This window comes from Novipirellula herctigrandis, assembly GCA_007859835.1.
In the GTDB taxonomy this organism is placed as follows: domain Bacteria; phylum Planctomycetota; class Planctomycetia; order Pirellulales; family Pirellulaceae; genus Novipirellula_A; species Novipirellula_A herctigrandis.
On sequence record SJPJ01000001.1, the window covers coordinates 6,254,184 to 6,268,806 of the forward strand.

Annotated in this window: 12 protein-coding genes; 2 read left to right on the forward strand and 10 right to left on the reverse strand. The window is 52.6% G+C overall.

What is annotated here, in order from left to right; genetic code table 11:
• Positions 1–374: 374 nt before the first annotated feature.
• Positions 375–1,406: a pectate lyase gene (gene pelA / locus CA13_RS22910; protein ID WP_146400632.1), complete on the reverse strand. Its 1,032-nt coding sequence runs from the start codon at positions 1,404–1,406 to the stop codon at positions 375–377.
• Positions 1,407–1,910: 504 nt separating this feature from the next.
• On the opposite strand from pelA, the gene CA13_RS22915 reads away from it, so the two are divergent.
• Positions 1,911–2,102, forward strand: a complete 192-nt coding sequence (locus CA13_RS22915) for a hypothetical protein (protein ID WP_146400634.1) — start codon at positions 1,911–1,913, stop codon at positions 2,100–2,102.
• A 109-nt stretch (positions 2,103–2,211) separates the two neighbouring features.
• On the opposite strand, the gene CA13_RS35520 is transcribed toward CA13_RS22915, so the two are convergent.
• The 6 genes from CA13_RS35520 to xylB form a co-directional block, all read right to left on the reverse strand.
• Positions 2,212–2,382, reverse strand: a complete 171-nt coding sequence (locus tag CA13_RS35520; protein WP_419194718.1) for a hypothetical protein — start codon at positions 2,380–2,382, stop codon at positions 2,212–2,214.
• 318 nt (positions 2,383–2,700) lie between these two features.
• Positions 2,701–3,870, reverse strand: coding sequence for a DUF1559 family PulG-like putative transporter (locus tag CA13_RS22920; protein ID WP_146400636.1), 1,170 nt, complete (start codon positions 3,868–3,870; stop codon positions 2,701–2,703).
• 302 nt (positions 3,871–4,172) lie between these two features.
• Complete coding sequence (locus tag CA13_RS22925; RefSeq protein WP_419194719.1) at positions 4,173–5,192, reverse strand: DUF6807 family protein; 1,020 nt, start codon at positions 5,190–5,192, stop codon at positions 4,173–4,175.
• A 21-nt stretch (positions 5,193–5,213) separates the two neighbouring features.
• Positions 5,214–6,551: a Gfo/Idh/MocA family protein gene (locus CA13_RS22930; RefSeq protein ID WP_146400638.1), complete on the reverse strand. Its 1,338-nt coding sequence runs from the start codon at positions 6,549–6,551 to the stop codon at positions 5,214–5,216.
• 105 nt (positions 6,552–6,656) lie between these two features.
• Entirely contained in the window at positions 6,657–7,442 is a 786-nt protein-coding gene (locus CA13_RS22935) for a sugar phosphate isomerase/epimerase family protein (RefSeq protein WP_473087480.1), read from the reverse strand.
• A 1,596-nt stretch (positions 7,443–9,038) separates the two neighbouring features.
• Complete coding sequence (gene xylB / locus CA13_RS22940) at positions 9,039–10,565, reverse strand: xylulokinase (RefSeq protein ID WP_146400642.1); 1,527 nt, start codon at positions 10,563–10,565, stop codon at positions 9,039–9,041.
• 114 nt (positions 10,566–10,679) lie between these two features.
• Here xylB and CA13_RS22945 point away from each other — a divergent pair, with 114 nt between their 5' ends.
• Complete coding sequence (locus CA13_RS22945) at positions 10,680–11,993, forward strand: hypothetical protein (protein ID WP_146400644.1); 1,314 nt, start codon at positions 10,680–10,682, stop codon at positions 11,991–11,993.
• A 394-nt stretch (positions 11,994–12,387) separates the two neighbouring features.
• Here CA13_RS22945 and CA13_RS22950 read toward each other — a convergent pair whose 3' ends face one another.
• From CA13_RS22950 to rpsK, 3 genes are all read right to left on the reverse strand, one after another.
• Positions 12,388–12,996: a bL17 family ribosomal protein gene (locus CA13_RS22950; RefSeq protein WP_146400646.1), complete on the reverse strand. Its 609-nt coding sequence runs from the start codon at positions 12,994–12,996 to the stop codon at positions 12,388–12,390.
• 47 nt (positions 12,997–13,043) lie between these two features.
• Positions 13,044–14,039, reverse strand: a complete 996-nt coding sequence (locus CA13_RS22955; protein ID WP_146400648.1) for a DNA-directed RNA polymerase subunit alpha — start codon at positions 14,037–14,039, stop codon at positions 13,044–13,046.
• A gap of 159 nt (positions 14,040–14,198) precedes the next feature.
• Positions 14,199–14,582 (reverse strand): 30S ribosomal protein S11, encoded by a 384-nt coding sequence (gene rpsK / locus CA13_RS22960; protein ID WP_146400650.1) that lies wholly within the window; start codon positions 14,580–14,582, stop codon positions 14,199–14,201.
• Positions 14,583–14,623 lie beyond the last annotated feature (41 nt).

A 14,623-nucleotide genomic window follows, 5' to 3' on the forward strand; every position in this document is an offset into this window, starting at 1 on the left:
CGGGGGGCACTGTCATCTCGCCAGTAAATTTCTCGCCGTCCATTTGACTTTCGACCGTTCAATCACCAACAAGGTATCCTTGCGTTCTTTTCCGTCTCGATCCACCTATCGCTGCTAACGGTACTCGTGCCGATCAGCATCAATGCAATCGCTGGCCTCGAAATCGAGAGGTTGCTGCGTTAACAGTCTCTACGTCGGGCAACCGATGCAGCGTGTCGGTTCGCTGAACGGTAGTCGGCCACGATGCAATTGACAGAGAACGATTGACGACCCGCTTTCCCCGATGGATGTTGAACTTGGTGAGCTAGAGCCAACCGGTTGCGAACTTCTGGTTGCCACGAAGGCGATCACGGTCAACCCTGTGGATTACCAAGTTAGGGAACCGATTCTCCGTTGTGATATGGCCACTTCGCATACGCATTGGCAACATTTTCGCCCCAGTTGCCATACCACGAGTAGCCACTGCGGCGTTCGCTTTCGATTTCCTCGATATCGTATTTGACGATTCCATCCCGCCCGCAGAAGAATGGACGATTTGATTGGATTTCGTAGAAACGCGCCCACAGCGGTCGGGCGGAAGCGTCTTCTGTTAAATTGCGTTCGCTACCACTTTTCTTGTAACGAAACCCGTCAATTTTTACTGACTCGAACCATTCAACACCGCTGTGTACCGCTTGAATGATCTCCGGATTGGGGGAGTCGAGACGCATCAGAAAATTCAGGACGCCGGCGCTCTCCGCACCGCTGAGAGACGCAAGTTCGTAGCTGCGTCCGTCTGCCGGCGCGAGCGTGACTTCATCGTGCTGAGCGCACCAAACTGTCGGGACGCCGTCAATAACGACTTGGCATTTTATGATGCATTCGATACCACGTTCGACTGCTTTGGACGCGGCTGTGCGACGACCTTCATCAAGAAACCCGAAGTCTTTTGACGTTGCGGTCGCGGACAAAAATTCCAGCAGGCGAATCATGCTGCCATCGTTGAATGTGATGTGCCGGTGGTACTGCTTGCTGAGAGGGAAATATTGGGGCCAACCACCGTTGGCGTACTGAGCTTCAAGAATATGGTCAAAGCCTGCGAGCAACGCTTGCTTGTATCGAACATCGTCTGTGACGCGAAACCCACGAGCAAGGACTCTCAGTTCCCCGGCGGTAGCGCCGTTGTCGAACGTGCCTTGAAGCTTAGCGCGGTCACCAGAGTATTTTTCGCGAGTCGTGTCTTTGTTTTTGGGCCAGTCGCCGTGCTTGGTCTGCCATGAAAGGATGCAAGCCATCGCCTTGCGTCCTTCATCGCTGCTGAACCAACTATCAGGTTTCCTGGTCAAGTTATCCGCGGGAGTGGCTGCGCTCAGCGATAGAGAAAAAGCAAGAAGTAATGCGAAGGTAATGGAAGTGCGTAGGATCATGTTTTCTATCACGGAAAGTAAAGTCAGTTCACTCGAAACCGTTTCGCTAAAAGCATGGCCGTCCCAGGCACCCGGACCACCACTCTCGATGAGAACCTAATCATTTTAGCTCCAAAACCTCTCTAACCATGCCCAAAGAGATTTTCATATAACTCGCCGAAAACGCCGCAGAGTTAAACGCTTTTGATTTCAATTTGGCTTCCCTTTTCAATGTAACAAATTGCAACCATTACCAAGTCCAACTGAGAATTTGACTCAATTCACAATTGGCACTACACGAATGGTTTGGAAATGCAGCGCGGATCGTAAGTTTAAACGACGGCTGAACTGAGAAGAGCTGGAAGATTCGAATTGCCGCGGTTTCTTGGCGATGACCCGACCGATAAGCTGCTTGATCAAAACTATCGCGAACGTGAGTTCCGGCGGACCGAGAAACGCGGCCGGTGCCTCATGAAAACCGAGGCTGGAACCGGAGCGATGAGTGGGTAAGCCCGAAACGAAAAATTGCCAGCTGCTAACGGCGAATTTCGCAGTGCCAGTGCACTAAGTCAAACGACGGGGGCATTTGCCGCTGCCGCTGCCGCTGAGCCAGTGCCGCTGCCGCTGAGCCAGTGCCAGTGCGGCTGGCAGAGTCGTTTCGCTGTTTGCGAGGCGAATGACGGCCTTGCTGGATTTTCGATATTTACACGCGATTAAGCGTCGCGAACATGGGCGCGACGCAAACGGATATCTCGGTGAATGATCTCAACACCCAATGAACCTACTTTGGCTTGGCCCATTCGACCAAGAAACTACCGCCGACTTCCTAGATGTCAGACGACATCTGATTTTCGTAAGCGGTCTGCTGTTGAGCTTCTTGCGTAGGCGTAATTGTTTCTTGATGTTCGATGACGAAGGGTTCGGGTTGGCCACAACCAACAACGGTACCGACCAACAACAGGCTAGCAACCAGTAGAAGTGAGTGTGAGAAAGTCATTTAAAGATCCAATCTAAAATGTGATAGAAACGAACAGAAATCAGAGCGAACGGAGTTGTGAAACCACCGTTGTAGAGGTGAGTTGTAATTACGTCCAACTCATCTCGTATAACAGCATGGCCATTTGCGGGCCATGTACATCAGTCACAAACACCACCGTTACGGACGGCAGCTAACGATGCCTTCGTTGGTTTCACCATCGAATCGCTCATCACTTTACAAAAAGGAGCCAAGCCGTGGATGGGCTGGGCTCCAAGATTTACTATGGGATTTACGATGTGACGATTGTTTTTTGATCGAGACAACGTAACGTGCCGCCTATTCGAGCCCTTCCGTTTCTTTCATGGCTCGAGTTCCCAATGCACCCCAAAGGCCATAAGGACTCTTGTCACCTGCGGTAGGTGTCGCACCATAGTTTCCAGCCTCGATGCTGTCGGTGATAAACCGAACCGCGCCATCGGCCATCAGTACATGGGCACCACCTTGGTGACGGCTACCAGCTGTGGAAATACCCTGTGAAGCGTCTCCACCGCGGAAGCAGTTAGGTTGATTCGGAGGAAGAATCGTTTGGAAGGCGGTGTACTGCAGACGTCCATCAGCCCAACGATAAGCACGTTGTTGGTCATTTCCGCCAAGGTTGGTGCCTGACTTGTAAAACTGAGGACGCAATGGGTCAACCATGTCGAGACAATGTTGAATCACCATCCCTGATTGGTTGACTAACGCATCATTGACCGCGTATGCATTGCTGGCCTTTGCTTCGCGAGCTCCCAAGCTTGAGCAGATTTCGCCACACATGATTGTGTTCGCTGTGCCATCGAGAATGTCTCGAAATGCAGTGTCATGTCGAGCCCAGAATACGCCACGATTGGTGCCTCTTGCTTCTTTCGCGGTATTGGTGTCATCCCACTCGTTATTGCCGGTGATGTCGGAATTGTCATCGTCATTACTGTCATAGAAACCTTGCTGATTTCGTCCGCCGGAGTTAACCAAACGAGCACTATCACCTTGGCACGCAGCGTAGTTGGTCCGGCCATAGGCAGGGCGTCCAATGCCTGGGTCACTAGGACAGCGAAAGCTTGGGATGTCCGTGCGCCAGGGCTCGAAATTCATCCAAGGGCACGGTCCCATCGGTACCCTTATTGGATTTGAAGGAGCACCGTTGCTAATGACTTCCCAAAGGCCTTGCTGCTCGATGAACGGGGTTAAGCCGACCAACCAGCTCGCAAACAGCCGGTTAGATGTATTGGAATCGGGTGGGTTATGCGTCGTGCCACCCATGTTCATCGGCAATTGCTTGAAGGCCGCATGGTAGTTATGTAGGCCTAACCCAATTTGCTTGAAGTTATTACTACAACTCATGCGACGTGCCGCTTCGCGAGCCGCCTGAACCGCTGGCAACAATAATCCGACCAGGACGCCAATAATAGCGATGACAACGAGGAGTTCGACCAGCGTAAAGCCAGTCTTTTGTTTTCGTTTAATCATACTTTCTAACCCTTTCGTGAACAAAACAAAGAAAACACCCATGAACGTTTCGGGTGTTGGAGAAGACAGAATTGATCAAATGCAAGTTGAGAACAGCATGAATGCGCGCTGTTTTCACTGCTTGAAGTCGGAGTTGGTTGTGCGTCTTGAATGCGGCCGGTGATTTCACATCGACGGCGGTACTTGGCTTTGACATCGCCATCGCGCGTTTTTATCAAGCGACTTCCAGCCGTTTTGCGGTTCATACGGAACGAAGACGGAACCGATTCCAGTCTCGGTGCGAATGCGTTTTCCACCATGACTTAAAGGCCTCCGTTGCAATAGGCTTGGTAATGCTTCGCGACGTCGCCGGTTTCGGCATCGCCGTTGTGTATCAACAAGCCAACCCGTTGGTCGTAGATTTCACCTTTGTTGATCGTAAAGGTTGCGACGTGAAATCCTTTTGGTCCGCGAGGCCCCCAAGTGCCATAGTCACGTGTCAGCCATAGGTGCGGCGGTTTCTTGCTCGAGTGGATGAAGCATGCAAGTCCCTCGGAGTCTTGTTGGCCTTCAAGCGGTGCCGAGTAGTCCACCCACGTCGCGAGTTGATTGTGGGTTCCTTCTTGGTTCTCGCCTGCCTCGCTGTTGACGATCTTTCCTTTACCCTTTTCCACGTTGAAGGTGTCGTTCATTCGTATGTAGGGAATCGCGTAATGCGATGCGTCTCGCGTGATCGTCACATTGCCGTAGGTGGCTCGAAGCTCGAACGAGAAGTCGAGGAAGTATTGGCCCTTATCCAACGCACGCACTCGATAGTGACGCAGTTCGTCCAAGAGAGGCACGTCGCCGTTCATCCATGTGAGCTTCTCGTCGATCTCGGCTAAGTCGCCATCCGTCTTTAAACCGGAGAACTCGACATGGACGACTCGCCTCTTGTAGGGAGCAACCGGCCATTTCGACTTCGTCTTATCTGTTACACCAGAGTAGAGAGCGTTGTAGATACCCGCCCTCTCTGGCTGTCCCTCCAAATGGACCCGCTCCTCCGCAACCCAAAATGAGCGATGGTGGGGGTACGGCTCAGTGATTTTCACCGTCATCGGCCTTCCACTTGAACTGTTGAACGGATCAAAATGGGGCAAGTCAACCGACGAATCATACCGGTAAACCAACGCAGTCTTCCCATCGATGGTCATCGTCATGCTACCGGCATCGTCATTAACATCCACGACAACGCGGGCGGTTTTGGGTTCACCAGCCACGCTAGATAGCAGGGGAAACGTCAAGGTCGCCGAAAGCAGCGTGATGCTAAGAATGTAATAACGGTTGAACATCATGAATCTCATAGGAACTCAATGGGAAACGGCCTAGACCTCTGGCCATTCATATCCCTTGCGGATCTCACGGGTGAGCATTGAATTCGCCTCAGCGTCGTCAATGAATTGTTCTGCATCGGGATCCCACTTCAGGTTACGTCCCAATAGACGCCCAATATTTAGTAGGTGGCAAACCGACGCACTTCGGTGCCCCAGTTCGACATCGGCAATAGGACGTTCGCCCGATATGGCACAATCAATCCAGTTGCCGACGTGATTTTGGTTTTGGCGTGAATGCTTCTTCAGCAACTCCTCGGCCATTTCCTTTGGATTGGATCCCAATGCACCGCGGAAGATTTCCATCTTGCCTTTTTCGCCCACGAAGATCCCACCACCACGGTTCGCTTTGTCGTCTAACCGGACGGTGATGCCGTTGGCGTAGCGATAGCCCAGTCTCGGTTCTCTGCACGCTTTCTTGCCGCGGTCCATCGACTCGGGTTTGCTATAAGTTGGCAATTCCAAAGCAGGGCCATCGACGAGGATCTCGGTTGGGCCGGTACTGTCCAGACCAAGCGCCCATTGAATTTGGTCGAAGCCATGTGTTCCCCAACCCGTCATTTCGCCACCACTGTAGGGTCGAAATGAAAGCCACCCAGGATTGCCGCGCGGCACGTAAAGTTCCTTGTTGTATGGCACAAGCTTCGTCGGCCCACACCACATTTCCCAGTCGAGACCATCGGGTACTTTTTCCTCGGGAAGGTCGCACAACCAAGGGCTCTCGTAATTGGCCGCAAACACTTCGCGAATTTTTCCCAAGCCACCGTTACGAATGAATTCACAGCCGATGAAGTTTTCACGCTGCGAACGCTGCTGCGATCCGACCTGGAACGTGATGCCTGTGCGTCGAGCCGCTTTGACCATCAGGCGACCCTCAGGAATCGTCAAAGTCATTGGCTTTTCTGCATAAACATGCTTGCCTGCCAAGGCAGCGGAAATGCAGATGTTCGCTCGCCAATGCTCAGGAGTTGCTGTTGTGATCGCATCCACGTCTTTTCGGTCGAGCACCCGGCGGTAATCTTGATAGACATCCTTGGCGCCGGTTGACTTAGCAATACCTTCCCCTCGGGGTTGATTCACATCGCAAACACAGATGACTTGAGTCCGCGGGTCTTTTACGGCACCTCGAAAAATACCGCTTCCCTGTCGTCCGACGCCGATACCGGCTACGCCGATCCGATCATTGGCTCCCGGGCGGTCGCCTTGCGCCAATGCCGATCGAGGAATAATTGTCGGAATTGCGAAACTTGCGGCCGAAACGGCTGCGGTCTTACGAAGGAACCCACGCCGAGTTATTTGAGGCTTTTTCGTTTCTTGGGACCTGTTGATCATCACCTGTTCTCCAAAGTTATTTCGCGTGGGCGAAGCGAAAATAGCTGTGTGTTTTTGACAGTCGCCCAAGGCATTGATTCGAAACCTTGCTCGTTCCGATGACTTTTACGTCAACGCAACTTGCCGTTGATCTGACCGAATGATTGACTTGAGGTGTGAAATGCTACGCTCCGCTTGGTCCAATGTGCCACACTCAACGCTAAGAACGATGTCCTGTGGTACGGAACGACAAATGTCGACGATACGTTTCCAGTCAACGACGCCATCACCGCAAGCGCATCCGACTGCGGTTCCCATCACCTTGCCTCGTTCGGCATCCGACTGTTCAATCGAAATGTCCTTGGCATGGATGTGAATCACACGATCCTTGATCCGTTCGAGCCACTCGTGAGGATCTTCCCCTCCCAGATAGGCGTTGCCTGTGTCGAAATTTGCACCCAAGTTAGGTGAGTCGACGAGGTCTAAGCACTTGTCATAGAGGTCAGGCTTGAGCGAGTAGGTTTGATGCATCTCGAAGCCGATTTTGATCCCCCGACGCTCGCAGACCTTCAACGCTTCCATCAGCGAATAGCGGATCAACACGAAGTCTTCCTCCATGGTGGTCCAAGGTTGCTTGTGACCTTCGTGTGTATTGAGGATTGGAGCCCCTGCCTCGGTTGCAAATCGGGCAGCTTGTTTCAAGTATTCGACTGCGATCTCGGGCTTAGACGCTTGACTATGCGAGGACAAAGCGGAGAGTTTCAAACCGTGCTTCTCAACCTCATCACGGATTCGATAGGGGTCATCCAGCATTGATACACTGTGGAAGTACCTTGCTTCGCTTAGTAGTTCACGCCCCCAATGTACCATTGGTTCGATATATTCGTAGCCGAGCTCCGCAGCGAATTGCACACCCCATTCAAATGATTTATGGGACGTCCTGACTGCCTCGAGGTTCAAACCTATGCCTACGTGTCCCATAAAAAATTGTCCTTGCGTTGCAATCGAAAGTGAGTGAGGTCTCCATTGGATTGTACTGTGCGGCGTATCGAATACCATTGCTCGATATTGTCAAAGTTATGGTAGAAATTTGTCTCGGGGGGGCGTATGCGGTTGGTGGGTTTCGCATCGATATTGTCGTTGCAACATGCGTGCATTGAGCGTTTGTTTGCAAAGTTCTTTGCACTCAAATGACTGCAAGCTACTTCGCCGTAACAACCGGGCGACGCGAGTGTTGAAGACGGGAATCGTTGCTTCTAAGCATCCACACCTGTTGCGGCTAAGTGTTTTCGCTTCTTGCGACGAGGTGGTCTCACTGCGCGGAGCCTATGTGCTGTTGATACGAGGGGGTTGGTGGCCCCCTTGTCCTGTTTTTGCAAGCTGTGTTTACAGCTTGCCGGCATGGGTTAATGCCGCCAGCAGAAGGTGTTGCGATTTCGGTAAACATCAAAAATGATAATGTTAGGTGCCTTTCATTGCAGTTAATCAGAATTGTAATTCAGTGAAACGATGTATCGCCAAATGGGGGCGAACACGAACATGGTCCTAAGAAACATGACAACCATTGAATAATGGATGGGCCTTCGTGGATTTCTAGGTTAGATGTAGGCGTATGATTGCGCGGTTATGTGGTTCATGGATGAGCATCGTGGACGAACCTACTTCCTTGTCGCCGGCGATTTGAAGTTGCTTGAGGATCATGACTTCGATTGGCGCGATAGTATCCCTAGAACCCTCTCATTCGGAATTAGGTAAACATCAATCGATCGGATGAATTTATTCTTGCTTCAATGCAATCCCGTCACGGCATCAACGCGCCGTAGGATTTTGTGTCCCTCCGCCACTTCAATTCTAGAATCGACTCATCACACATGTTTATCATTCGCAAAAGCAGGAACCGTCGCTTAATCACGTCTTCCGCCTCCTTGTTGATTGCAGGCGTCGTTTATTTAGGGACGGGTAGAGTCGACATGGACCCCATCAATCGCAATCATCGAAACCGGGGAACTGGAATCTACGTTGCTGGGTTCAAAATTTGGGATCCCGCATCCAAGTCAGGTGTGGGCTCGACGAAGGACGAAGAAGAGACTCAACGATCGGCGCCACAAACGGTTTCGCCTTTGAAGCCACAAACGCCAAAGATGTCTTCGCCATTGACGCCAAAAATGTCTTCGCCGTCGGGGCCTCAGCTTAATCCGCTGTTCCAAGAGCAAGCCACTGAGCTTTCGCCTAGTCAGCTCGTTTTGCCAGTGCAAATAGGGTCATCGTACAAATAGTGCCATTCAAGAATGGCACAGTCGTATGCCGCTTGCCGTGCTTGGCGTTGTCCTGGTACGGGTATTGCGTGCCCGTTTCGATAGGCCCGTCGTCGGAGCGTGGAAGGACTCTTTGAAGCAACTGCGACTGGATCGGGCTACGGGCGAACCTGTGACCGGGGCATGCCGGTTTGGCTACGTTTTGATCATTCGGCAGTTGTTGGATCACCGCCACTGCGTTGAACGCTTTGGTCTACAATGCCTGATACTCAGCAATTGCTTCCATCGAGCCTTTCAGTTGCTGGTATAGGTCGCGGTAGATCGGAAACAGCTTGTTGTAATTGGCAACGGCTTTTCGGTCAGGCTTCGTTTCTTCGGCTACTTTGATCGTAGCCGTGCAGGCGGTTTCGATCGACTTGTATGCTCCATCGCCTACCGCTGCCAACAGTGCCACGCCAAATGCGGCTCCTTGTTCGACTTCCAATCGGGTGATTTTCTTTCCGAAGACATCTGCTTGCATCTGGCGCCAGAACGGATTTTTGCTGCCACCACCCGACGCACGAATCTGTCTGACCGGAACGTCAAGTGACTGAATGATGTCGAGGCTGTCACGAAGAGCAAACGTGATACCTTCCATCACACTTCGCGTCATGTGGCCGCGTGTGTGAGTGAGGTTCATGCCGACAAAGCTGCCGCGAGCGTTAGGGTCGGCATGCGGCGTTCTCTCGCCATTGAGGTAGGGCAAGAAAACGATTCCGTCACTGCCGGCGGCGACAGCCTGGGCTTCTTTGGTCGCTGCTTCATAGCGTTTGCCTTTATCGATTCCCGACAATCCCTGCAAAATCGAATCAACCCACCATTGCAATGAACCGCCACTGGTCAGGTTCACGCCCATCATGTGCCACTTGCCGTTGACGGCGTGACAGAACGTATGCAATCTGCCGCTCTTGTCATATTGGGGCTGGTCGCTATGAACAAACATAACGCCGCTGGTTCCAATGGAGGTGCTGAGCACTCCTTTTTTGACGATGCCGTTTCCGACCGCGCCGGCCGCGCAATCGCCTGCACCGCCGACGACTTTGCATTCGGTGGTCAATCCAAGTTTTTTGGCTGCTTCCTTGGTCAACGTCCCAGTCACTTGGTCGCTTTCGACAACCTCTGGTAACAAGTCCATGTCGAGCTGCAATTTGCTCATCAGTTTTTTGGACCACGTTCGTTTGACCACATCGAGCAGTAGCGTGCCGCTTGCGTCACTCACTTCGCTGACGTAATTCCCGGTCAAGCGGCGGCGAATGTCGTCTTTGGGCAAAAGCACTTTGGCAAGTTTGTCGAAGTTCCGCTTTTCGTTATTGCGAAGCCAAAGGATCTTAGGGGCTTGGAATCCAGTCAAAGCGGGATTGGCGACCATTTTGATAAGCGCATTGCGACCGCCAGCGGCCTTTGTGATTTCGTCGCATTCCGACGTCGTACGCTGGTCATTCCACAGCAGTGCGGGACGGATGACCTTGCCGCTTTTGTCAACAAACACCGAACCATGCATTTGGCCACTTAGCCCAATCGCTTTGACGTCGGCCGGTTTTAAACCACTCGATTTCATGACTTTGCGGACAGTCGCAACGGTGGCTTTCCACCAATCTTCGGGGTCCTGTTCGGTCCAGCCTGGTTTGGGCTGGTGCATCGGGTATTCTGCGTTTGCTTCGGCTAAAACGGTGCCATCGGCCTTAATCAACAACGTTTTCGTGCCGCTGGTGCCAACGTCGATTCCGAGATAGTGACTCATGGGTGGTTTCCAAAGGATGATAAAGAATCAAAAAAGGATCACGAACAGGCCCACACTATAATGCGTACAAGGCCGTAACCAAACATGCCGACCCAAAATCATAGAAGTAATCACGTGGCTGAGTACCGAAACGCAACTTTTCTAACCCGCCGAGAGATGCTTGCCGCTGCGGGAGCCGCATTAGCTGTGTCGGGTTGTCGCAGCGAACCGGAAGCGAGTCTCGAGCCAACTGCCAAACGAAGCGATGTGCCGCTGAAAATTGTCTTGGTCGGGACCGATGAGGATGCCGAGGGGATTCGCCGAGCATGGATGTCGGTTGATGAACAACCACTCGAAATCTCTGTTTTAGCAGCGTCGCGTACCGAGGGCGGCGAATGGATGAAGAAGTTAACTACGGCGGCACGGGCTTGCGACGTAGTGATCTATCCAATGTTCGCGGTTTCGGAGTTGATGCAAGCCGAAACGCTTGTTCCGATCAGTGACGATCAGTTCGAGGCAATGGAGGAAGAGCTTGGCTCGGTTCTTTCGGCACCGCGAAATGGCTCCGCTCGTTACGGTGGCCAATATGTTGCGATGCCTCTCGGTGCCCGATTGCCTGGGCTTTTAAGCACACGCGAAGTGCCTGAATTGACGTCATGGGCCGATTACGATGGTTGGGTTGCCAGCGAGTTGGATGGTAAGGCGGCAGAGCCACTTGCCGCAGGCTGGGCAGCCGTGATGTACTTGTGGCGTGCGGTCTCATCTGTTCCGCAAGGTTGGTTGTTTTCGCGCGAGGATTTTCGACCCACGATTGATTCGGACGAGTACGTCGATGTGCTTGAACAAATGGCAAACACGGTTCAGCATTATAAACCCGGTCGATTAACACCCGAAGAGATTTGGGAAGGCATTCGCACAGGGGATATCGCTGGCGGGATTGGGTTTCCAACCAGTGAAATGGATAGTGATGTTCAGGTCACGATCAGCGATCTGCCTGGCGGCCAGCGTGTTCGAATGATGTTGGATCCGTTTTCGCCGGTGGTTTCGCTATCGAGTTACTGCCGTCAAAGTGCCACTTCCAAACGGTTAATGAATTGGTTGTCGGCGGGTGAGGGAAGTCAACTGCTCCGCCGCCAAGTTTCGATGATCACCGCCACACGAACCAAGACGACTTCGGTCTTGGCGACAGAGCCTCAAGCCGATAATCCATATGAAGCTTGGTTGATCGGCCGACTGGGTATGCCCGTGACAGTTCCTTCGTTGCCGTTACTCGCGGCGAGTGAGTATTACGAGACGCTGGACGACGCAGTTGGCCGGACCTTGGATGGCAAGATTGGTCCAAAGCCAGCTCTCGCGGAAGTCGCCGAAAAATGGCAAGCGATTACCCAGCGCGTGGGAAAAGAAAAGCAGCAGTCAGCATGGCGACGGGCGCAGGGGCTACGTGCTTAAGGAAGCGAATGGCCTGCGTTCAAAATCCCTTTTCGTCCGCTTTCTAGCTCGCATGATTCCCGTTGGCCGGACCGTGGTTGCAATCGATTGTCGGAACGGGGTAAACGCAATTTGTGCTCATGGTCAAGGTGCGTGCCCGGCAAACGCCCATCTTGCGACCAACGTTCCGGCACAGAAAGTACTTGCTTGGTCCGGCTTACAGGGAGCATGAATAATCCCGCGGCTAGGGGATTTTCTAAGTCTGCTGTATACCAGGCGTGTCCTGGTATGGCGACGTCAGGTTATGGGCTACGATGATCCTATTCCCGCATCAAACAGATGCGCATAAAAAAACGACGACCTTGAATCAAGACCGTCGTTGGAGTGAGTTCTTCTTGCAGGGAACCGGTTGGTTCTATTCTTCGCTGCTAGTTTCGTCGTTTTCAGTTTCCGATGCCGATTCGTCTTCGAACGATGGGCGTTCCGCTTTACGCTTGACGCGGTCATTCTTGCCGACAAGTTCAAGGATTGCTCGAGTTCCCGCATCGCCGAGTCTTGGCGTTGCAAGTCGAAGGATCCGAGTGTATCCACCGGGCCGATCGACGAAACGCTCTGCAATGGTGTCGAACAAGATTTGGGTTGCCTGGCGATCACCGATCAGTTGAACGACGCGACGTTGAGCAGCAACAACCGGAGCACGAGCTTCGGCCCATTTGACCCAATTGTCACTCTTTCGCCATTCCTTGTACGCTTCGGTGCCTCGCGCAGCATCGGTTCCATACTTTGTCGCTTCTTCGGCAGCGGGCAAGCTTTTCTTGGCGATCGTAATGCACTTTTCGACTAGCGGTCGAACTTCTTTGGCTTTGTGCAGCGTGGTCGTAATCCGGCCTGTTACCTTCGGCGCATTTTCATCGTGCGTTGCATCGCGTTCGGTCAAGAACAGCGCGCTTGCCAAATTCTTGAACAGCGCCTTTCGGTGACTTGGACTTCGTCCAAGTACGCGGCTTCGTCGTCGGTGTCGCATGGCGGATTACTCGTCTCTTAATTTCGATAGTGTGGATGTGGGGAAACTTAAAAAAGTGGCTGATTCGGTACTCGCATCCCAAGATGCAAGCCGTACTGGGCCAACTTTTCACGTACTTCGTTCAAGGTCGTATCGCCAAAATTGCGAACTTCCAACAATTGGTCTTCGGTTCGCTGAACTAAATCGCGAACGGTTTGGATTGCTTCGCTTTCGAGGCAATTGTTTGCCCGAACTGACAAACGCAATTCGCCAAGCGTCATGTTCAGTTTTGCTTCGAGTTGCGCCTCGGGCGAACCGGTGCCACCTCGAGCGGCCGAGAAAATGCTTGGACCAAGTTCGCGGTATTGCACAAACGGGTTGAGGTGCTTGCGAAGAATCTTGGCGGCTTCGACCAACGACAACTCAGGGTTAACGCTTCCGTCGGTCCAAATTTCAAGGATCAATCGGTCGAAGTTGGTCTTTTGACCCACGCGAGTCTCTTCGACTTCGTAGCGAACGCGAGTGATTGGGCTGAATACGGCGTCGATTGGAATGATTCCAATCTCGTGGTCGACGCTGCTGTGCTCGGTGCTAGGTACGTAGCCGCGACCATTCTCGACAACCATTTCCATCATAAAGGGAGTGTCGTCGGTCAAGGTTGCAATCACATGATTCTTGTTGATGATTTCAACGTCCGAATCGGTTTGCACATCCGCACCGGTGATCACGCCTGCTTTATCACTTTCGACGGTGATCACGCGAGTTGCTTCGCTATGGTTTTTCACAACCAAGCTCTTCACGTTCAAGACGATCTCGGTGACATCTTCCATCACGCCTGGGATGGTCGTGAATTCGTGTTGTGCACCACGGATTTTGATTTGCGTCACCGCGCTGCCCATCAAGCTGCTGAGCAACACGCGGCGGAGGCTGTTTCCAACGCTCGCACCGAAGCCACGTTCAAAGGGCTCGGCGGAAAATTTGCCGTAAGTCGACGTGAGGGTTTCGCGATCGACTTCGAGCGTGCTGGGTAGTTCCATACCACGCCATCGAATGTGCATCGACATGGGTCCTCGATTCAAGTTTATTGTTGGTATTGAGTGTGTTGGTTTGTCCCGCATTGAAGGCAGCGGGACGGCTTCGCAGTGCAGTTCGCAGTGCAGAACGGCACTTTCGCCATGGAGGGACATCCGGGAATCCAATGCGAAGGATTCCGAAAGACGAAACTAGACGCGTCGCTTTTTGCGTGGGCGGCAACCGTTATGTGGGATCGGGGTCACTTCTTCGATCAACTTCACATTCAAGCCAGCAGCTTGCAGTGCCGTGATGGCACTTTCGCGACCCGATCCGGGACCCTTTACGCGGACTTCGCAGTCACGCATTCCGAACTTGGCAGCCTTTTCAGCCGCTTGCTGAGCCGCACATTGGCCTGCAAACGGGGTGCTCTTACGGCTGCCCTTAAACCCGCTCGTGCCAGCACTGGCCCAACACAACGTATCCCCTTTGGGATCGGTGATGGTGACGGTGGTGTTATTGAACGTCGCGTGAATGTGGGCGATACCGCTTGTGACGTTACGCCGAACTCGTTTCTTTTTATTGGTCTTTGCCACAGCAAAGCCTCGATCAAGTGAAGTGTAGGATTGTTAGTTAA